Origin of the sequence: Cellulosimicrobium sp. SL-1 (assembly GCF_011033075.1) — a bacterium.
GTDB classification, from domain to species: Bacteria; Actinomycetota; Actinomycetes; order Actinomycetales; family Cellulomonadaceae; genus Cellulosimicrobium; species Cellulosimicrobium funkei.
This window is the reverse complement of sequence record NZ_JAACJC010000010.1, coordinates 1-19270: the sequence shown is the minus strand read 5'-3', so window position 1 is coordinate 19270 and position 19270 is coordinate 1. Positions and strand designations below refer to the sequence as shown.

Sequence of the window (19270 nt, the reverse complement as noted above, 5' to 3'; positions counted from 1 at the left end):
GACGCGCGCACGCGCGTCGTCTCACGCGTCGGGGCGGGTGAAAAGCGCACGGGTCGCCGCGTAGCATGGCCCGCGACACGGGGTGCCCCGCACCGGGGCTGAGATGAGACCCGTCGAACCTGATCTGGCTCGTACCAGCGAAGGGATGTCCGCGCGATGAAGCTCGCCCTGCCTCGGCACACCTCCGACCCGGTCCCCGCCCCCGCGGACCGTGATCACCGACCCGACCCGGGCCGTCGGCCTGACCGGGCCCCGTCCCGCCCCCGCGTCCTCTCCGTCGCGGGGACCGACCCGACCGGCGGTGCCGGGATCCAGGCCGACCTCAAGGCGTTCTGCGCGCACGGCGCCTACGGCATGGCCGTCACCACGGCGCTCGTCGCGCAGAACACCCACGGCGTGCGGTCGGTGCACGTCCCCGGGCCGGCGTTCCTGCGCGCGCAGCTCGACGCCGTGTCCGACGACGTCGAGGTCGACGCCGTGAAGATCGGCATGGTCGCAGACGAGGCGAACGCCCGTGCCGTCGGGGAGTGGCTCGACGACCTCGCCGCGGCGCGCGCCGCCGCGGGCGGTCCGCGGCCCTGGGTGGTCCTGGACCCGGTGATGGTCGCCACGTCCGGCCACCGTCTCCTCGACGCGGGCGCCGAGCAGGCCGTGCGCGACCTCGCCGCGCGCGCCGACGTCGTCACGCCGAACCTGCCCGAGCTCGCCGTCCTCGGCGGGCAGGAGCCCGCGACGACGTGGGACGACGCCCTGCGCCAGGCGACGGCGTACGCGACCGCGAGCGACGCCGTCGTGCTGCTCAAGGGCGGTCACCTCACCGGACGCACGTCGCCCGACGCGCTCGTCGTCCCCGCGCCCGGGCCGACGACGGGCCGCGCGCCGGGGGCGGCCACCGTCACGACGTTCGACGCCGAGCGCGTCGACACGCCCCACACCCACGGCACGGGGTGCTCGCTCTCGGCGGCGCTCGCAGCGCTGCGGCCGCAGCGCGCGAGCTGGGAGGAGGCCGCGCGCGAGGCGAAGGAGTGGCTCACGGGCGCGCTGCGTGCCGGCGCCGCGCTGCGGGTGGGGACGGGCCGGGGGCCCGTGGACCACCTGCACCGCTCGGCGCCCGTGCGGCCGGGCTGAGCCCAGGCCGACCGGGCCGACCGGGCGAGCCCGGGCTGCCGTGACGTGCCTGCGCCCGGCCCCGCGGGACGCGCTCAGGCCGTGGGGCGGCTCGGTGCGTGGGCGGCCCTGCGGTCGGCTCCGCGGTCGGTGTCGAGGTCGGCCAGCGCGTCGCGGAGCACGGCGAGCGTCGCGCGCGCGACGGCGAGGCGCTGCGCGGGCGGGGCGTCCGCGGGCCGCGTGGTCACCTTGGCGCCGACGAGCGGGACGGGGCCGGCCGCGGCGAGGAACTCGCGCACCTCGGCCGGGCCGAGCATCGACTCGTCCGGGCCGGGGAGCGCGGGGTCCGGGCCGTGGGGCGGCACGTGCGCGTCCGCCCACGGCGCGCCCCACCGGCCGGCCCGGCCCGCGGCACCGGAGAGCATCGCGCTCGCGAGGAGGCCCGCGCCCGCGGCCGCCCGCGCGTGCTCGACGGGCGTCGCGGCGCTGCGCCCCTCGATGGCGGACCGGCCCCAGTTGAGCCCGACGTGCAGGGGGTGGCCGGTGTCCCGGGCCGCGCGCGCGACGGCGGCGATCTCGTCGTCGAGCGCGAGGAAGCCCTTCTCCGCGGCCCGGACCGGGCGCGGACTGGAGCTCGACCGCGACGACGCGCTGTCGACCCTCCGCCTCGGCGAGCCGGGTCACGGCCGCGAGGACGCGTGCGACGCCGTCGACCGCCTCGCGCCGACCCTCCTCGTCGTCGGACGCGAGGCCGTAGGAGCGGTCGGCCCCGGCGCGGCGGGCCGTCGCGGCGACCGTCGTCGGCAGCAGCGCCCAGTGCGCCGGCAGCGCGGCCGCGGTCGTCGCGAGCGCGCCCGGGTCGTCCGGGTCGACGGGGTGCTCGAGGCCGCCGAGGCCGTCCTCGTCGAGGGCGGCGTACCAGCCGCCCGGGTCGGGGACGCCCGCGAGGGCGTAGGCACCGAGCAGGGTCAGGGGGCGGTCGTGCAGGTCGGTCATCGGTCCTCGTCGGTCGTGGTGGGGGTGCCTCACGCGTCAGGCGCGGGCGACGTCCTGGTCGGCGGTGGCGTACTCGCACGCGTAGCCCGGCGGGACCCAGCGCCACCGTGCCTCGACGTCCTGCACCGCGACGCCCGCGGGCCGGTCGGCGACGCACGCGTCCGCCTGCTGGCGCACCGCCACGGTCACGTAGTAGACGACGAACACCGCGGTGAGCAGCACGGCGAGCACGGTCACGGTGCGGCGCAGCGCGGGGGAGGGGCCGCCGTCGGAGCCGTCCTCCTCGCCGGGACGCGGCGGCACCCAGTCCCAGCTCACGCGGTGCCGGTCGTCGTGCCGGTCGTCGTGCCGGTCGTGGTGGCGGGAGCGTCGTCCGCCCCGGCGGGCCGGAGCAGCACCTTGCCGGTGGTCGCCCGTCCCTCGAGCGCGCGGTGGGCGTCGGCGGCGTCGGCGAGCGGGAACGTCGCGCCGACGCGCACGTGCAGCGTGCCGCCCGCGACGGCGCCGAGCACCTCGGTCGCGCGCTCGACGAGCTCGGCGCGCGTCGCCGTGTGGTCGGCGAGCTTGGGCCGCGTGAGGAACAGCGAGCCGCCCGCGTTGAGGCGCTGCGGTTCGAACGGGGGGACCTGCCCCGACGAGCCGCCGTAGAGGACGAGCGTGCCGCGGCGGCGCAGCGACGCGAGCGACGCGTCGAACGTGTCCTTGCCGACCGAGTCGTACACCGCCGCGACGCCCTCGCCGCCCGTGAGCCCCCGCACGACCTCGGGCAGCTCGGCGGTGAGGTCGGCGAACGCCGTGTACTGGATCGCGTGCTCGGCGCCCGCGCCGCGGGACAGCTCCGCCTTCTCGGGGGTCGAGACCGTGGAGATCACGTGCGCGCCCCGCGCCACGAGCATCTGCGTCAGGAGCAGCCCGACGCCGCCCGCGCCCGCGTGCACGAGCACGCGGTCGCCCGGGCGGACGGGGTACGACGACGTGCACAGGTAGTGCGCCGTGAGCCCCTGGAGCGCGACGGCGGTCGCGTCCTCGAGCGCGACGGCGTCGGGCACGTGCAGCGCCTGCCCGGCGTCCACCGCGACGAGCTCCGCGTACGACCCCGGCGCCTCGGTCCACACGACGCGGTCCCCGACGGCGAACCCCTCGACCCCCTCGCCCACCTCGGCGACGACCCCCGCCCCCTCGCTCCCGACGACGTGCGGGTAGTCCATCGCGTACACGCCGGAGCGCTTGTACGTGTCGATGAAGTTCACGCCCGCCACCGCGGAGCGGACGAGAAGCTGCCCCGGGCCCGGCGACGGGTCGGGCAGCTCGGTGTACTCGAGGACCTCGGGACCGCCCGCCGCGCGGGCCACGATCGCGTGCATGACCTCAGCCTAGGGTCGCGCGGCGGTCACGGTCGCCCTCGGTCGGCGACCTTCGCGTGCACGGCCGCGAGGTGCTCGCGCGCCGCCGCCGCGGCGCGGCCGGTGTCCCGGTCGCGGACGGCGTCCAGGATCGCCTCGTGCGCGTCCTGGTCGTCCCGGTGCGTCGTGCCCGTCCGGTCGAGGTCGACCATGGCGACCATCGCGCGACGCAGGCGCGGGACGAAGGTCGCGAAGAGCTCGGCGAGCACCGCGTTGTGCGCGGCGTCGACGACCGCCCGGTGGAACGCGAGGTCCGCGTCAACGTACTCGGCGGGCGACGCCGTCGCCGTGACCTGCCCGCGGCGGGCGAGCGCCGTCGTCATGGTGCGCAGGTCCGCGGGCGTGCGGCGCGCGGCGGCGAGCCCCGCGGCCTCCGCCTCCAGCGCCGCGCGCACCTCGAGCACGTCGACGATCTCGCCGCGGCGCAGCACCTCGTCCCAGTCGTCGGCGGTGTCCGTCGAGACGACGTACACGCCCGAGCCCTGCCTGCTGTCGAGGACGCCGCGGCCCGCGAGCTGGCGGATCGCCTCGCGGACGGTCGATCGGCCGACGCCGAGCTCGGCGGCGAGCGCCTGCTCCCCGGGCAGCCGGTGGTCGAGGGGCCAGGCACCGGAGCGCACGCGCTCGAGCAGGAGCTCGGCCGCCTGGTCGGCCAGCGGGCGTCGTTGCAGCGCGGTCATGGAAACCTCTCAGGTTGTCTGAGGACTTGATCGGCGCTAGCGTACCCCGAATGTCCTGGACGGCGCTCCTTCTTCGGCGCCACGGCGGGGTCTGACCGGACCGGCCCCCCGCCGTGGGGGTCCGTCGTGCGCCGGTCGTCCCGCGCCCCCCACTCCGGGGCTCCAGCCGAAGGACCGCTATGACCGTCTCCACCACGCCCGCCCGCACGGACCGCCCCGCCGCCAGGACCACGCCGCCGTGGAACCGGCAGCGCCCGTCGCCCATGCCGTCGTCCCGCTACGCCGACGTCCACGCCCGTGTCGACGTGCCCGACCTGCCTGACCGCCGCTGGCCGAACCGCCGGCTCACCCAGGCGCCGCTCTGGGTCCCCGTCGACCTGCGCGACGGCAACCAGGCGCTCGCGGAACCGATGGACCCGGCGCGCAAGCGCCGCTTCTTCGAGCTGCTCGTCGCGATGGGGTACACCGAGATCGAGGTGGGCTACCCGTCGGCGTCGCAGACCGACTTCGACTTCGTGCGCCTGCTCGCCGAGACCGACCTCGCGCCCGAGCACGTGACCGTCGTCGTGTTCACCGCCGCGCGCGCCGACCTGATCGCGCGCACGGTCGAGTCCGTGCGCGGGCTGCGCAACCCGGTCGTCGTCCACGTGTACGCCGCGACGGCGCCCGACTGGCGGGACGTGGTGCTCGGCCGCGACCGCGAGGAGCTCGCCCGGCTGATCACCGACGCCGGGACCGAGGTGCTGCGCCACGCCGGCGACGACCCGCGCGTCCGGTTCGAGTTCTCGCCCGAGGTGTTCAACCTCACCGAGCCCGACTACGTGCTCGACGTGTGCGACCGCATGACGACGCTCTGGGACGCGACGCCCGAGCGGCCCGTCGTCCTCAACCTCCCCGCCACGGTCGAGGTCGCGACGCCCAACGTCTACGCCGACCAGATCGAGTACATGGACCGGAACCTCGCGCGGCGCGACGGCGTGATCCTCTCGGTCCACCCGCACAACGACCGGGGCACCGGCGTCGCGTGCGCCGAGCTCGCGGTCCTCGCGGGCGCGCAGCGCGTCGAGGGGTGCCTGTTCGGCAACGGCGAGCGCACCGGGAACGTCGACCTCGTGACGCTGGGCCTCAACCTGCACGCGCAGGGCGTCGACCCGATGGTCGACTTCTGCGACCTCGACGCGATCCGCGACGTCGTCGTGGCGTGCAACCGGATCGACGTCCACCCGCGCCACCCGTACGTGGGCGACCTGGTGCACACCGCCTACTCCGGCACCCACCAGGACGCGATCCGCAAGGGGATGGCGCGGCACCGGGCCGACGCCGCGGCGGCCGGCCTCGACCCCGCGGCCGCGCCGTGGCGCGTGCCATACCTGCCGGTCGACCCCGCCGACCTCGGGAGGTCGTACGAGGCCCTCGTGCGCGTGAACAGCCAGTCCGGGAAGGGCGGCGTCGCGTACGTGCTGCAGTCCGTCCACGGCCTGGACCTGCCCCGGGGCCTCCAGGTGGACCTCGCGCGCCGTGTCCAGGAGCACGCCGACGCCACCGGTGCCGAGGTGACGCCCGACGTCCTCCTCGCGCTGTTCGACGCGGCCTACGCGCGCCCGGGCGCCGTCGCGCCCGTCGCATGGACGAGCCGGCGCGCCGACGACGGGACGGAGCACCTCGACCTCGAAATCACGGTCGACGGCGAGCGCGTCGCCACGTCCGGCACGGGCACCGGCGCGGTCGACGCCCTCGTCGACGCGCTGGCCCGCCTCGGCCGCCCGGTGGAGGTCCTCTCGCTCACCCAGCAGTCCGTCGGCAGCGGCAGCGACGCGACCGCGGTGACCTACCTCGAGCACCGCGGCCCCGACGGCGCCCCGCGCTGGACCGTGGGTCGTGACGCGTCCGTCCTGGGAGCCGCCGTCCGCGCGGTCTGCGCGGCGACGGCCTGAGGTCGGGTTCGCGGGTCTGCGGGGATCTACGGCCCGCAGGGTCGGGTCCGCGGGTCTGCAGGGATCCACGGCCCGCGGGGCCGGGTCCGCGGTGGGGTCGGACCGTGCGCTCGGACTGGCGCACCGTCGCCCTGGTCTTCCGGGCGGAGGTCGAAGGAGTGCGCCTTGGCGTCCTTCGCGCACGGTCCGACCCCACCGCTCGTCCTGTCCCGCACCGCACGACCGAGGTCAGGCCCGGCGGTTCGGTCAGGCTCGGCCCGTCGCCTCGGTCCCGGACGTTCCGCTGAGAAGCGAGAAGTGGCCCCTCCGAGCCCCGCTCGTGGGGCTACTTCTCGCTTGTCGTCACCGCATGTCGGCTCGGACGAGTCCGGCGGACCGGCCGCGGGGCTGGAGGCCCGATGCCGATCCGCGGACGTGACCCGCGGACCGTTGACCCCACCAGCTCGACCCCGCGTACCGTGGGGCGGGACCTCCGGCCCGACCGTTGCATAAGTATGTATAGTGATGCATATGACGATCAGAGTCGCGGTCGCGGGTGCGTCCGGGTACGCGGGCGGGGAGACGCTCCGCCTGCTCGCCGGGCACCCCGAGGTGGAGATCGGCGCCGTGACGGCGCACAGCAACGCGGGCACGCTCCTCGGCGAGCACCAGCCGCACCTGCGATCCCTGGCCGACCGCGTGCTCCTGCCGACGGCGGTCGAGCACCTCGTGGGGCACGACGTCGTCGTCCTCGCGCTGCCGCACGGTGCCTCGGGCGAGATCGCGGCGCAGCTCCCCGACGACGTGCTCGTGCTCGACCTCGGCGCGGACCACCGGCTCGAGTCCGCGGCGGACTGGTCGGCGTTCTACGGCTCCGAGCACGCGGGCACGTGGCCGTACGGGCTGCCGGAGCTCCTGCTGACGAACGTGCCGGGTGCCGCGGCGACCGAGACCAGGCAGCGTGAGCGGCTCGCCGGTGCGCGGCGCGTGGCCGTCCCCGGGTGCAACGTCACGGCTGTCACGCTCGGCATCCAGCCGGGCGTCGCCGCCGGGCTCGTCGAGGGCACGGACCTCGTCGCGGTGCTCGCCAACGGGTACTCGGGCGCGGGCAAGTCGCTCAAGCCGCACCTGCTCGCGTCCGAGGCGCTCGGGTCGGCGCAGCCGTACGCCGTCGGCGGGTCGCACCGGCACATCCCGGAGATCGCGCAGAACCTGCGGGCCGCCGGAGCCCCGGCCGTGAGCATCTCGTTCACGCCGACGCTCGTGCCCATGTCGCGCGGCATCCTCGCCACGGTGACGGCGCGCCTGTCCGACGACGCCGCGCGCCTCGACCCCGCGGCGCTCGACGCGCGCGTCCGCCAGGCCTGGGAGGACGCGTACGTGGGAGAGCCGTTCGTCCGCGTGCTGTCTGCGGGGCGGTGGCCGACGACGGCGATGACCCTCGGCGCGAACACCGCGCTCGTCCAGGTCGCGGTCGACCACGCGGCGGGCCGCGTCGTCACCGTCACGGCGATCGACAACCTCGTCAAGGGCACCGCGGGCGCCGCGGTGCAGTCCATGAACATCGCGCTCGGCCTGCCGCAGACGGCGGGCCTCACGACCGAGGGGGTCGCCCCGTGACCGTCACCACCCCGCAGGGCTTCCGGGCCGCCGGCGTCGCCGCCGGGCTCAAGTCCACGGGCGCGCGCGACGTCGCGCTCGTCGTCAACGACGGGCCGCTCGACGTCGCCGCGGCCGTCCTCACGACGAACCGCGTGTTCGCGGCGCCGGTCGCCTGGACGCGCCAGGCCGTGCGCGACGGGCGCGCGACGGCCGTCGTGCTCAACTCGGGCGGCGCGAACGCGTGCACCGGGCCGGAGGGCTTCGCCGACACGCACCGCACGGCGGAGCACGTCGCCGACGTCCTCGCGACGTCGGCGGGCGACGTGCTCGTCTGCTCGACGGGCCTCATCGGCGTGCGGCTGCCCATGGACACGCTCCTCGCGGGCGTCGACGCCGCCGCGGCGGCGCTCGCGGACCCGGTCGCCGCGGTCGACGGCGGCGGCGACGCCGCGCTCGCGATCATGACGACGGACACCGTGCCGAAGACGGTGGCGGTGGTCCGCGAGGTCACGGACACCACCGCGACGGACGGCGCCGCGACGTGGTCCGTGGGCGGCATGGCGAAGGGCGCGGGCATGCTCGCGCCGGGCCTCGCGACCATGCTCTGCGTGCTGACGACGGACGCCGTCGTCGACGCCGCGACGGCCGACGCCGCGCTGCGGGCCGCGACCCGCACGACGTTCGACCGCGTCGACTCCGACGGCTGCATGTCGACGAACGACACCGTGATCCTGCTCGCCTCGGGCGCGTCCGGGGTCGAGGTCGGTCTCGACGCGCTCACCGACGCCGTCACCGAGGCGTGCGGGTCGCTCGCGCGCCAGCTCGTCGCCGACGCCGAGGGCGCGAGCCACGACGTCGCCGTCACGGTGGTGGGTGCGTCGAGCGAGGACGCCGCGGTCGCCGTCGCGCGCGCCGTGACACGGTCCAACCTGTTCAAGGCCGCGATCTTCGGCAACGACCCGAACTGGGGCCGCATCGTGTCCGCCGTCGGGACCGTCCCCGAGGACGTCGCGCCGTTCGACGCGCTCCTGCTCGACGTGTCGGTCAACGGCGTCCAGGTCTGCCGGGCCGGGGGAGTGGGCGAGCCCCGCGAGCTCGTCGACCTCGCGGCCGAGCGCGAGGTGCGCGTCGAGATCGACCTGCACGCCGGCTCCGCGAGCGCGACCGTCTGGACCAACGACCTCACGCACGACTACGTCCACGAGAACAGCGCGTACTCCTCATGAGCGACTCCACCACGCCCACGCCCCACCCGGACGACGCCGCGTTCGACACCCGCACCGACCTGCGCCCCGAGCAGAAGGCCGAGGTGCTCGTCGAGGCCCTGCCGTGGCTCGAGGAGTTCGCCGGCGCGCTCGTCGTCGTCAAGTACGGCGGCAACGCCATGGTCGACGACACGCTCAAGGCCGCGTTCGCCGAGGACATGGTGTTCCTGCGCCGCGTCGGGCTGCGCCCGGTCGTCGTGCACGGCGGCGGCCCGCAGATCTCCGCGATGCTGGACCGGCTCGGCATCGAGTCCGAGTTCCGCGGGGGCCTGCGCGTGACGACGCCGGAGGCGATGGACGTCGTCCGCATGGTCCTCACCGGCCAGGTCTCGCGCGAGCTCGTCGGTCTCATCAACGCGCACGGCCCGTACGCCGTCGGGCTCTCGGGCGAGGACGGCGGCCTGCTGCAGGCCCAGCGCCGGCACGCGACCGTCGACGGCGAGCCGGTCGACGTCGGGCTCGTCGGCGACGTCGTCGAGGTACACCCGTCCGCGGTCCAGGACCTGCTCGACGCCGGCCGCATCCCCGTCGTGTCGACCATCGCCCCCGACCTCGAGGACCCGACCCAGGTGCTCAACGTCAACGCGGACACCGCCGCCGCGGCGCTCGCGGTCGCGCTCGGCGCGAAGAAGCTCGTCGTCCTGACCGACGTCGAGGGCCTGTACACGTCGTGGCCGGACCGGGGCTCGCTCGTCGCGCAGATCACGCGCTCGGAGCTCGCGGCGCTCCTGCCGTCGCTCTCGGCGGGCATGGTCCCCAAGATGGAGGCGTGCCTGCGCGCCGTCGAGGGCGGGGTCCCCGCGGCGACGGTCATCGACGGCCGCGTGCCGCACTCGACGCTGCTCGAGGTCTTCACCACCCAGGGCAACGGGACGATGGTCGTCCCCGACGCCGCGGGCGCGCCGGCGCCCGCGCTCACCACGACCGCCGGAGGGGCCGCGTGAACGCGCTCGACCACCCGACGGGCGCGCCCGCGCCCGCACCGACGACCACCGTGACGGCCCCGGCCGACGGCTCCGTCGCGCAGTGGACCGACCGCTACACCCACGCGGTCATGGACACGTTCGGCCCGCCGCAGCGCGTCCTCGTGCGCGGCGAGGGCGCGTACGTGTGGGACGCCGACGGGAAGCGGTACCTCGACCTGCTCGCGGGCATCGCGGTCAACGCGCTCGGCCACGCGCACCCGACGCTCACGGCGGCGGTCTCGGCCCAGCTCGGCACGCTCGGGCACGTCTCGAACTTCTTCGGCACCCCGACGCAGATCGCGCTCGCCGAGCGCCTGCTCGCGCTCGCGGAGGCGCCCGAGGGGTCGCGCGTGTTCTTCACGAACTCGGGCACGGAGGCGAACGAGGCGGCGTTCAAGATGACGCGCCGCACGGGCCGCACGCGGGTCCTCGCGCTCCAGGGCGGCTTCCACGGGCGGACGATGGGCGCGCTCGCGCTGACGTCGAAGTCCGCGTACCGCGAGCCGTTCGAGCCGCTCCCCGACGGCGTCGAGTTCGTCGCGTTCGACGACGTCGCCGCGCTCGAGGAGGCCTTCTCGCCCGCGGCCGTGGCGGCCCGCGGCGAGGTCGCGGCGCTCGTCGTCGAGCCCGTGCAGGGCGAGGCCGGCGTGCGCGCGCTCTCGCCGGGCTACCTCGTCGCCGCGCGCGAGCTCACCGCGCGCCACGGCGCGCTGCTCGTCCTCGACGAGGTGCAGACCGGCGTCGGGCGCACCGGCTCGTGGTTCGCCTACCAGCAGCCGGAGGTGGGCGGCGGCGTCGTGCCCGACGTCGTCACGCTCGCCAAGGGCCTCGGCGGTGGGTTCCCCGTCGGCGCGGTGGTCGCGTACGGCGAGCGGGCGGCGACGCTGCTCGGCCGCGGCCAGCACGGGACGACGTTCGGCGGCAACCCCGTGGCGGCGGCGGCGGCGCTCGCGACGCTCGGGGTGATCGAGCGCGACGGGCTGCTCGAGAACGTGCGGGCCGTCGGGGCGCTCCTGCGCGACGGCATCGCCCGTGCGGGGAACCCGCTCGTCGCGGGCGTGCGCGGCCGCGGGCTCCTGCTCGCCGTGCAGCTCACGCGGCCCGTCGCGGCCGACGTCGCGCGCACGGCGCTCGACGCGGGCTTCGTCGTCAACGCCGTCGCGCCCGACGCGATCCGGCTCGCGCCGCCGCTCGTCCTCACGCCCGACCAGGCGCGCGACGTCGTCGCGTTCTTCGCCGCGGTCGCGGTCCCCGAGGACCCCGCCGCCCCGGCCGGCGCACCCACCACCCCCACGACCGACCCCACGACGAGGAGCTCCTGATGGCCCCCCGGCACTTCCTGCGCGACGACGACCTCACGCCCGCCGAGCAGCGTCAGGTCCTCGAGATCGGCCTCGCGTTCCGCGACGACCGCACGTTCCGCCAGCCGCTCGCCGGGCCGCAGGGCGTGGCCGTCCTGTTCGACAAGCCGACGCTGCGCACGCAGCTCTCGTTCGCGACGGGCATCGCCGAGCTCGGCGGCTTCCCGGTCGTCGTGGACGGCCGGCTCGCCCAGGTCGGGGTGCGCGAGTCCGTCGCGGACGTCACGCGCGTCCTCGACCGGCAGGCGTCCGCCATCGTGTGGCGCACCTTCGGCCAGGACCGGATCGAGGAGATGGCGGCGATCAGCCGGGTCCCGGTCGTCAACGCGCTCACCGACGACTTCCACCCGTGCCAGATCCTCGCGGACCTCCTGACGATCGCCCAGCTCCGCGGCGGGACGGGCGCGCTCGCGGGCCAGACGCTCGCGTACGTCGGCGACGGCGCGAACAACATGGCGCACTCCTACCTGCTCGGCGGCGCGACCGCGGGCCTGCACGTGCGGGTCGGCACGCCGGACGGGTACCCGCCGCACCCGGTCTTCGTCGCCGACGCCGAGCGGATCGCGGCCGAGACCGGCGGCTCGGTGCTCGTCACGGCCGACCCCGTCGAGGCCGTCGCGGGGGCGGACGTCGTCGCGACCGACACGTGGGTGTCGATGGGCGACGAGGCGGAGGCCGAGGACCGCGCCCTGCCGTTCGTGCCGTACCAGGTGAACGACGAGCTCCTCGCATACGCGCAGCCCGACGCGATCGTGCTGCACTGCCTGCCCGCCTACCGCGGCAAGGAGATCACCGCCGAGGTGATCGACGGCCCCCGCTCGGCGGTGTGGGACGAGGCGGAGAACCGGCTGCACGCGCAGAAGGCGCTGCTCACGTTCCTCCTGGAGCGGTCGTGACCGAGGCCCGCACGGCGACGACGAAGACGGCGCGCCACGCGCGCATCGCCGAGATCGTGCGCCGCACCGAGATCCACTCCCAGGCGGAGCTCGCGCGCGAGCTCGAGCGCGAGGGCCTGTCGGTGACCCAGGCGACGCTGTCGCGCGACCTCATCGAGCTGCGCGCGGAGAAGGTGCGCGGCGCCTCGGGCGCGCTCGTGTACGCGGTGCCGGGGGAGGGCGGGGACCGCAGCGTGCAGACCGCGGAGTCGCCCGAGTACCTCGCGGCCCGGCTCGCGCGCCTGTGCTCGGAGATGCTCGTGTCCGCCGAGGCGTCCGCGAACCTCGTCGTGCTGCGCACGCCCCCCGGTGCTGCGAACTACCTCGCGTCGGCGATCGACCACTCCGTGCTCCCGCACGTGCTCGGCTGCATCGCGGGCGACGACACGATCCTCGTCATCGCGCGCGACCCCGACGGCGGCGCGGACCTCGCGCGGCGCTTCCTCGAGCTCTCCGGACCCCACGGCGGGCCCGTCCCCGGCACGCCGGACTGACCGCCGTCGGCCCACGCCCCGCGCGGCCGCAGCGCCCTGCGAGACTGGACCCCGACCCCACCCGCACGTCACAGAAAGAGACCGTCATGACTGAACGCGTCGTGCTCGCCTACTCGGGCGGCCTGGACACGTCGGTGGCCATCGGCTGGATCGCCGAGGCCACGGGCGCCGAGGTCGTCGCCGTCGCGGTCGACGTCGGCCAGGGTGGGGAGGACCTCGAGGTCATCCGGCAGCGTGCCCTGGACTGCGGCGCCGTCGAGGCGTACGTCGCCGACGCGCGCGACGAGTTCGCGGCGGAGTACTGCATGCCCGCGCTGCGCGCGAACGCCCTGTACCTCGACCGGTACCCGCTCGTCTCGGCGCTGTCGCGTCCGGTCATCGTCAAGCACCTCGTGCGCGCGGCGCGCCAGTTCGGCGCGACGACCGTCGCGCACGGCTGCACGGGCAAGGGCAACGACCAGGTGCGCTTCGAGGTCGCGACGACGTCCCTCGCGCCCGAGCTCAAGACGATCGCGCCCGTGCGCGACCTCGCGCTGACGCGCGAGAAGGCCATCGAGTACGCGGAGAAGCACGCGCTGCCCATCGCCACGACGAAGCACAACCCGTTCTCGATCGACCAGAACGTGTGGGGGCGCGCGGTCGAGACCGGCTTCCTCGAGGACATCTGGAACGCGCCGACCAAGGACGTCTACAACTACACCGACGACCCCACGTTCCCGCCCGTCGCGGACGAGGTCGTCGTCACGTTCGAGCAGGGCGTCCCGGTCGCGCTCGACGGCGTCGCGGTGACCCCGCTGCAGGCGATCCAGGAGATGAACCGCCGCGCGGGCGCCCAGGGCGTCGGGCGGATCGACATCGTCGAGGACCGGCTGGTGGGCATCAAGTCGCGCGAGGTCTACGAGGCGCCGGGCGCGATCGCCCTCATCGCCGCGCACCAGGAGCTCGAGAACGTCACGCTCGAGCGCGAGCAGGCCCGCTTCAAGCGCGGCGTCGAGCAGCGCTGGACCGAGCTCGTCTACGACGGCATGTGGTTCAGCCCGCTCAAGCGCTCGCTCGACGTGTTCGTCGACGACACCCAGCGCTACGTGTCCGGCGACGTGCGCCTCGTGCTGCACGGCGGGCGCGCGACCGTCACGGGCCGGCGCTCGGACGCGAGCCTCTACGACTTCAACCTCGCGACGTACGACGAGGGCGACTCGTTCGACCAGTCGCAGGCCAAGGGATTCATCGAGATCTACGGTCTCACCGCGAAGCTCGCCGCCGCGCGCGACGAGAAGTTCGGCAACGGTGTGGACCTCGGGACGGGAGCGCTGTGAGCACGCACGACGACCAGGACGGCACCGCCGTCGAGCCGACCGAGACGGCGCGCGTCAGCCTGTGGGGCGGCCGGTTCGCGGGCGGCCCCGCCGACGCGCTGGCCGCGCTGAGCAAGTCCACGCACTTCGACTGGCGCCTCGCGGGCCAGGACGTCGCGGGCTCGAAGGCCCACGCGAAGGTCCTGCACGCGGCCGGCCTGCTCGACGACGACGAGCTCGACGGCATGCTCGCCGCGCTCGAGCGCCTGCGCGAGGACGTCGCGTCGGGCGCGTTCGTCGCGGCCGACGACGACGAGGACGTGCACACCGCGCTGGAGCGCGGGCTCATCGAGCGAGCCGGGCCCGAGCTCGGGGGCAAGCTGCGCGCGGGCCGGTCGCGCAACGACCAGATCGCGACGCTCACGCGCATGTACCTGCGCGACGAGGCGCGCACGATCGCGCGACTCGTCCTCGACGTCGTCGACGCGCTCATCGAGCAGGCCGCCGCGCACCCGGGCGCGGCCATGCCCGGCCGCACGCACCTCCAGCACGCCCAGCCGGTGCTCCTCGCGCACCACCTGCTCGCCCACGCGTGGCCGCTGCTGCGCGACGTCGACCGGTTCATCGACTGGGACGTGCGCGCCGCGCGCTCGCCGTACGGGTCGGGGGCGCTCGCGGGCTCGTCGCTGGGCCTGGACCCGGCCGCGGTCGCCGCGGAGCTCGGGTTCGACGGCCCGGTCGAGAACTCGATCGACGGCACCGCGTCGCGCGACGTCGTCGCGGAGTTCGCGTTCGTCGCCGCGATGCTCGGGGTCGACCTCTCGCGCCTCGCGGAGGAGGTCATCCTCTGGGCGACGAAGGAGTTCGGCTTCGTGCGCCTGCACGACTCCTACTCCACGGGGTCGAGCATCATGCCGCAGAAGAAGAACCCGGACGTCGCCGAGCTCGCGCGCGGCAAGGCGGGCCGCCTCATCGGCGACCTGGCGGGCCTGCTCGCGACGCTCAAGGGCCTGCCGCTCGCGTACAACCGCGACCTCCAGGAGGACAAGGAGCCGGTGTTCGACCAGGTCGACACGCTCGAGGTGCTCCTGCCCGCGTTCTCCGGCATGGTCGCGACCCTCGAGTTCGACACCGACCGGATGGCGTCGCTCGCGCCGCAGGGGTTCTCGCTCGCGACGGACGTCGCCGAGTGGCTCGTGCGCGAGGGCGTGCCGTTCCGCGTCGCGCACGAGGTCGCGGGCGCGTGCGTGCGCACGTGCGAGGAGCGCGGCATCGAGCTGTGGGACCTCTCGGACGACGACCTCGCGTCCATCTCCGAGCACCTCACGCCGGGCGTGCGCGACGTGCTGAACGTCGAGGGCTCGCTGGCGTCCCGCGACGCCGTGGGCGGCACCGCCCCGGTGCGGGTCGCCGAGCAGCTCGAGGCCGCGAAGGAGCGCTCGGCGGAGTACCGCTTCTGGGCCCAGGACTGACGGTGCCCCGGCTCGCGGTGCGGTGCGCGTGCCCGGCGGCGCGGGCGTGAGCGTCGGTCCGGACGTCCTCGCCGAGCTCGTCCGCCAGGTGCGCGACGCCGTCCCGCGCCTCGGCCCGCCCGGCCCGGGCGCGCTCGCCGCGGGGGAGCCGACGGCGTCGGGCACGCGCCTCGTCGTGGTGGACGGGCCCGCGGGCTCGGGCAAGACGACCCTCGCGGCCCAGCTCGGGGGCGCGCTGCCCGCCCAGGTGCTCCACATGGACGACCTCTACGAGGGCTGGCGCGGCCTCGAGCCCGCCTGGGCGCGGCTCGACGCGTGGGTGCTGACGCCGCTCGCCGCGGGCCGTGCCGGGCGGTACCGCCGGTACGACTGGCACCTCGACCGCTTCGCCGAGTGGCACGACGTCCCGGCCGCGCCGTACCTCGTGGTCGAGGGCTGCGGGGCGGGGCGGCGCGAGGCCGACCAGGTCGCGGCGCTGCGCGTGTGGGTCGAGGCGCCGGACGACGTCCGGCTCCGGCGCGGCCTCGACCGGGACGGCGAGGACCAGCGCGACCACTGGCTCGCGTGGATGGCCGCGGAGCGCGAGCACTACCGCCGCAACGGCACGCGCGAGCGCGCGGACGTCGTCCTCGACGGGTGGGGTCGGCTCGTGCGCACCGGGCGGACGGCGCCCGGCCCGGGCCCGACCGCGCCCCGCACGGACGTGGGCGGCGAGGCGTAGATTGCCCGGGACGGGAGGTGGTGGCATGCCGGCGGAAGCCTGGACGGACACTGCGACGGACACGGCGACAGACACTGCGGGGAGCGCGGCGACGGGCACGGTGACGAGCACGGCGGCGGGCACCACGACGGGTGCCGCGACCGGGACGAGCGAGGCCGGGGGCGCGCGCGTCGTCGGGCCGTGGGACGCCCCGGCGCGCGGCTGGTACGCGCGCGACGTGCACGAGGTCGCGCGCGACCTCCTGGGCGCCCTGCTCACGCGGCGCAGCGCCGAGGGCGACGTCACGCTGCGGATCACCGAGGTCGAGGCGTACGACGGCGAGCGCGACCCGGGCTCCCACGCCTTCCGCGGGCGCACCGAGCGCAACCGCGCCATGTTCGGCGAGCCGGGCCGCCTCTACGTCTACCGCCACCTGGGTCTGCACCACTGCGTCAACGTCGTGTGCGGGCCGGTGGGCCGCGCGTCCGCCGTCCTGCTGAGGGCCGGGGAGGTGACCGACGGCGTCGGGCTCGCCCGGTCCCGCCGGGTCGCCGCGGGCCGGTGCGACTCCGACCGCCAGATCGCGCGCGGCCCGGCGCGTCTCGCGGTCGCGCTCGACCTCGACCTGCGCCACTACGGCGCGGAGCTGACGGACCCGGACGGCGAGCTCGTGCTGCACCGGGCGACGGACGGGCCGCACCGGCCGCCGATCGCCACGGGACCGCGCGTCGGCGTGTCGGGCGACGGCGGGGACGGCGAGCTGTACCCCTGGCGGTACTGGCTCGCGGGGGACCCGACGGTGTCCGCCTACCGCCGCGTGAGCGCGCGCTCCCGCTGAACCGGGGCCGTCGACCCGCGGCGTCACGGTCCGGCGCCGCCCGCGAGGTGGGCGGTGGCCGGGCGACGGCGTCCGGCACGGCAGACTAGGACCCGCGGCCCGGACGGGGCCGCACCCTCGTGCCCGCACGGCGGGCACTCGACGAAGGAGCAGAAGTGAGCGACGTTCTCGACGAGCTGCAATGGCGGGGCCTGGTGGCGCAGTCCACCGACGAGGCCGCGCTGCGCGCCGCGCTGGCCGAGGGCCCGATCACCTATTACTGCGGCTTCGACCCGACGGCGCCGAGCCTGCACCACGGCCACCTGGTCCAGCTCCTCCTGCTGCGCCACCTCCAGCTCGCCGGCCACCGGCCGATCGCGCTCGTGGGCGGCGCGACGGGCATGATCGGCGACCCGCGCCAGTCGGGGGAGCGGGTGCTCAACTCGAAGGAGACGGTCGCCGACTGGACCGAGCGCCTGCGCGGCCAGGTCTCGCGCTTCCTGGACTTCGAGGGGGAGAACGCGGCGCGCGTCGTCAACAACCTCGACTGGATCTCGGAGATGTCGGCGATCGACTTCCTGCGCGACGTGGGCAAGCACTACCGCCTCGGCACGATGCTCGCCAAGGACACGGTGGCGCGCCGCCTGAGCTCGGACGAGGGCATCAGCTTCACGGAGTTCAGCTACCAGATCCTCCAGGGCATCGACTTCCACGAGCTCTACCTGCGCCACGGGGTCACGCTGCAGACGGGCGGGAACGACCAGTGGGGCAACCTGCTCTCGGGCGTCGACCTCATCCGTCGGACGGAGGGCGCGTCGGTGCACGTCATGACGACGCCGCTCATCACGAAGGCCGACGGCACGAAGTTCGGCAAGACCGAGGGCGGAGCCGTCTGGCTCGACGCCGACATGATGAGCCCGTACGCCTTCTACCAGTTCTGGCTCAACGCGGCGGACGACGACGTCGTGCGCTTCCTGAAGATCTTCACCTTCCGCTCGCGCGAGGAGATCGCGGAGCTCGAGGCCGCGGTCCGGGAGCGGCCGGGGGCGCGGGAGGCGCAGCGCACGCTCGCCGCCGACGTGACGACGCTCGTGCACGGGGCGGCGGCGACCGAGGCGGTCATCGCGGCGAGCCAGGCGCTCTTCGGGCGTGGCGAGCTCGACGCCCTCGACGAGCGCACGCTCGAGGCGGCGGTCGCCGAGCTGCCGCGCGCGACGGCGCAGGTCGGTGACCCGGTCGTCGACCTCCTGGTGGCGTCGGGCCTCGTCGCGTCGAAGGGGGCGGCGCGCCGGGCGGTCGCGGAGGGCGGCGCGTACGTCAACAACGTCAAGGTCACCGGTGAGGACGCGACGCTCGGGGCCAACGACCTGCTGCACGGACGGTTCGCGCTGCTGCGCCGGGGCAAGAAGACCCTCGGGGTCGCCGTCGCCGGCTGATCCGGAGGGCGAGGGACAGGAGGGGCCGGGCCGCGTCGAGCGGTGCCGGCCCCTCCTGCGTCGGGTCCCGCGGGGACGGCCCGGAGCGGATTTGGCACTCCCGCGGAGCGCGTGTAGTGTTCTCGACGTTCGCCCGGCAGGGAGGAACGGACACCGGGTCTCGATCATCCGAGACGGTGGCTGGTCCCCCGGGCGGTCCCCTCGAAGATCGACAGGGTGCTTCGCGCGCCCTGAGGATGTTCGAGGCTGCTGGCTCCACGGCCGGCCCTCCGAGCTCGGAACACCGAGTTGGAAGGGACACCGAGGATCTGGTAGATTAGAGAAGTTGCCCCAAGCGAGGTTCTGCCCGGTCGGGTGGTGCTGAGTTGCTGTGTGTCGGTTGTTTGAGAACTCAACAGTGTGCTTGTTAGTCAATGCCAAATTTTTTGTCCCTGTGGCATGGCTGGCCTGGTTGCCCGTCGGGTGGTTGGGTTGGTTGTGTCTGGGATTCCTTTGGTTGATTTCGGAAGATGATGTCATCTTTCGTGTTGATGCCAGTTTTGTGAACCCTGTTGGGGTTCGCTTCGTATGGATTGTTCACTGCTGGGTTTGTCCTGGTGGTGGGCGTTGTTCATTTACGGAGAGTTTGATCCTGGCTCAGGACGAACGCTGGCGGCGTGCTTAACACATGCAAGTCGAACGATGATGCCCAGCTTGCTGGGTGGATTAGTGGCGAACGGGTGAGTAACACGTGAGTAACCTGCCCTTGACTTCGGGATAACTCCGGGAAACCGGGGCTAATACCGGATATGAGCCGCCTTCGCATGGGGGTGGTTGGAAAGTTTTTCGG

Annotated in this window: 16 protein-coding genes, 1 rRNA gene, 1 pseudogene and 1 riboswitch; of the genes and pseudogenes, 14 read left to right on the top strand and 4 right to left on the bottom strand. The window is 74.9% G+C overall.

Annotated features, from left to right (window positions below; translation table 11 throughout):
• The first annotated feature begins 68 nt into the window (after window positions 1-68).
• Window positions 69-163, top strand: a riboswitch (TPP riboswitch).
• Window positions 157-1128: a bifunctional hydroxymethylpyrimidine kinase/phosphomethylpyrimidine kinase gene (thiD, locus tag GWJ10_RS15520; RefSeq protein WP_163188425.1), complete on the top strand. Its 972-nt coding sequence runs from the start codon at window positions 157-159 to the stop codon at window positions 1126-1128. It overlaps the preceding riboswitch by 7 nt.
• 74 nt (window positions 1129-1202) lie before the next feature.
• Here thiD and GWJ10_RS19900 read toward each other — a convergent pair.
• The 4 genes and pseudogenes from GWJ10_RS19900 to GWJ10_RS15495 all read right to left on the bottom strand — a co-directional run bounded on the left by GWJ10_RS19900 (window position 1203) and on the right by GWJ10_RS15495 (window position 4186).
• Window positions 1203-2103 (bottom strand): annotated as a pseudogene (locus GWJ10_RS19900) (DUF4862 family protein).
• Window positions 2104-2139: 36 nt separating this feature from the next.
• Window positions 2140-2421, bottom strand: coding sequence for a hypothetical protein (locus GWJ10_RS15505; protein ID WP_076406572.1), 282 nt, complete (start codon window positions 2419-2421; stop codon window positions 2140-2142).
• Entirely contained in the window at window positions 2418-3467 is a 1050-nt protein-coding gene (locus GWJ10_RS15500) for a quinone oxidoreductase (protein WP_163188423.1), read from the bottom strand. Before GWJ10_RS15500 ends, GWJ10_RS15505 begins: the two co-directional genes overlap by 4 nt.
• 26 nt (window positions 3468-3493) lie before the next feature.
• A complete protein-coding gene (locus GWJ10_RS15495; RefSeq protein WP_163188421.1) occupies window positions 3494-4186 on the bottom strand; it encodes an FCD domain-containing protein in 693 nt (230 codons plus the stop codon).
• 179 nt (window positions 4187-4365) lie between these two features.
• On the opposite strand from GWJ10_RS15495, the gene GWJ10_RS15490 reads away from it, so the two are divergent.
• The 13 genes from GWJ10_RS15490 to GWJ10_RS15430 form a co-directional block, all read left to right on the top strand.
• Complete coding sequence (locus GWJ10_RS15490) at window positions 4366-6120, top strand: 2-isopropylmalate synthase (RefSeq protein WP_241005852.1); 1755 nt, start codon at window positions 4366-4368, stop codon at window positions 6118-6120.
• Window positions 6121-6624: 504 nt separating this feature from the next.
• Complete coding sequence (gene argC, locus GWJ10_RS15485; protein WP_163188414.1) at window positions 6625-7719, top strand: N-acetyl-gamma-glutamyl-phosphate reductase; 1095 nt, start codon at window positions 6625-6627, stop codon at window positions 7717-7719.
• Window positions 7716-8927, top strand: coding sequence for a bifunctional glutamate N-acetyltransferase/amino-acid acetyltransferase ArgJ (gene argJ, locus GWJ10_RS15480; protein ID WP_163188412.1), 1212 nt, complete (start codon window positions 7716-7718; stop codon window positions 8925-8927). Before argC ends, argJ begins: the two co-directional genes overlap by 4 nt.
• Window positions 8924-9910: an acetylglutamate kinase gene (gene argB / locus GWJ10_RS15475; protein ID WP_163188410.1), complete on the top strand. Its 987-nt coding sequence runs from the start codon at window positions 8924-8926 to the stop codon at window positions 9908-9910. Before argJ ends, argB begins: the two co-directional genes overlap by 4 nt.
• A gap of 50 nt (window positions 9911-9960) precedes the next feature.
• Window positions 9961-11253, top strand: a complete 1293-nt coding sequence (locus tag GWJ10_RS15470) for an acetylornithine transaminase (RefSeq protein ID WP_241005867.1) — start codon at window positions 9961-9963, stop codon at window positions 11251-11253.
• Window positions 11253-12188: an ornithine carbamoyltransferase gene (argF, locus tag GWJ10_RS15465; RefSeq protein WP_061269213.1), complete on the top strand. Its 936-nt coding sequence runs from the start codon at window positions 11253-11255 to the stop codon at window positions 12186-12188. The genes GWJ10_RS15470 and argF overlap by 1 nt, the downstream gene beginning before the upstream one ends.
• The gene (locus GWJ10_RS15460; protein WP_043655538.1) at window positions 12185-12721 is read left to right on the top strand and encodes an arginine repressor; all 537 of its coding nucleotides are present in this window, start codon (window positions 12185-12187) and stop codon (window positions 12719-12721) included. Before argF ends, GWJ10_RS15460 begins: the two co-directional genes overlap by 4 nt.
• Window positions 12722-12807: 86 nt before the next feature.
• Window positions 12808-14037 (top strand): argininosuccinate synthase, encoded by a 1230-nt coding sequence (locus GWJ10_RS15455; protein WP_043655541.1) that lies wholly within the window; start codon window positions 12808-12810, stop codon window positions 14035-14037.
• Window positions 14034-15488, top strand: a complete 1455-nt coding sequence (argH, locus tag GWJ10_RS15450; protein WP_163188408.1) for an argininosuccinate lyase — start codon at window positions 14034-14036, stop codon at window positions 15486-15488. The genes GWJ10_RS15455 and argH overlap by 4 nt, the downstream gene beginning before the upstream one ends.
• 46 nt (window positions 15489-15534) lie before the next feature.
• Window positions 15535-16209 carry a uridine kinase gene (locus GWJ10_RS15445; protein ID WP_206154412.1) on the top strand — a complete coding sequence of 225 codons (675 nt, stop codon included), beginning with the start codon at window positions 15535-15537 and terminating at the stop codon, window positions 16207-16209.
• 25 nt (window positions 16210-16234) lie between these two features.
• A complete protein-coding gene (locus GWJ10_RS15440; RefSeq protein ID WP_163188406.1) occupies window positions 16235-17026 on the top strand; it encodes a DNA-3-methyladenine glycosylase in 792 nt (263 codons plus the stop codon).
• A 155-nt stretch (window positions 17027-17181) separates the two neighbouring features.
• Entirely contained in the window at window positions 17182-18441 is a 1260-nt protein-coding gene (gene tyrS, locus GWJ10_RS15435) for a tyrosine--tRNA ligase (protein WP_163188404.1), read from the top strand.
• A 613-nt stretch (window positions 18442-19054) separates the two neighbouring features.
• A 16S ribosomal RNA gene (locus tag GWJ10_RS15430) occupies window positions 19055-19270 on the top strand; the annotation flags it as partial.

Bases quoted from the DNA above. Each gene is read 5' to 3' on its own strand.
- thiD (WP_163188425.1), top strand. From the start codon at position 157: ATGAAGCTCGCCCTGCCTCGGCACACCTCCGACCCGGTCCCCGCCCCC.
- GWJ10_RS15495 (WP_163188421.1), bottom strand. From the start codon at position 4,186: ATGACCGCGCTGCAACGACGCCCGCTGGCCGACCAGGCGGCCGAGCTC.
- argC (WP_163188414.1), top strand. From the start codon at position 6,625: ATGCATATGACGATCAGAGTCGCGGTCGCGGGTGCGTCCGGGTACGCG.
- argB (WP_163188410.1), top strand. From the start codon at position 8,924: ATGAGCGACTCCACCACGCCCACGCCCCACCCGGACGACGCCGCGTTC.
- GWJ10_RS15500 (WP_163188423.1), bottom strand. From the start codon at position 3,467: ATGCACGCGATCGTGGCCCGCGCGGCGGGCGGTCCCGAGGTCCTCGAG.
- argF (WP_061269213.1), top strand. From the start codon at position 11,253: ATGGCCCCCCGGCACTTCCTGCGCGACGACGACCTCACGCCCGCCGAG.
- GWJ10_RS15490 (WP_241005852.1), top strand. From the start codon at position 4,366: ATGACCGTCTCCACCACGCCCGCCCGCACGGACCGCCCCGCCGCCAGG.
- GWJ10_RS15440 (WP_163188406.1), top strand. From the start codon at position 16,235: ATGCCGGCGGAAGCCTGGACGGACACTGCGACGGACACGGCGACAGAC.
- GWJ10_RS15455 (WP_043655541.1), top strand. From the start codon at position 12,808: ATGACTGAACGCGTCGTGCTCGCCTACTCGGGCGGCCTGGACACGTCG.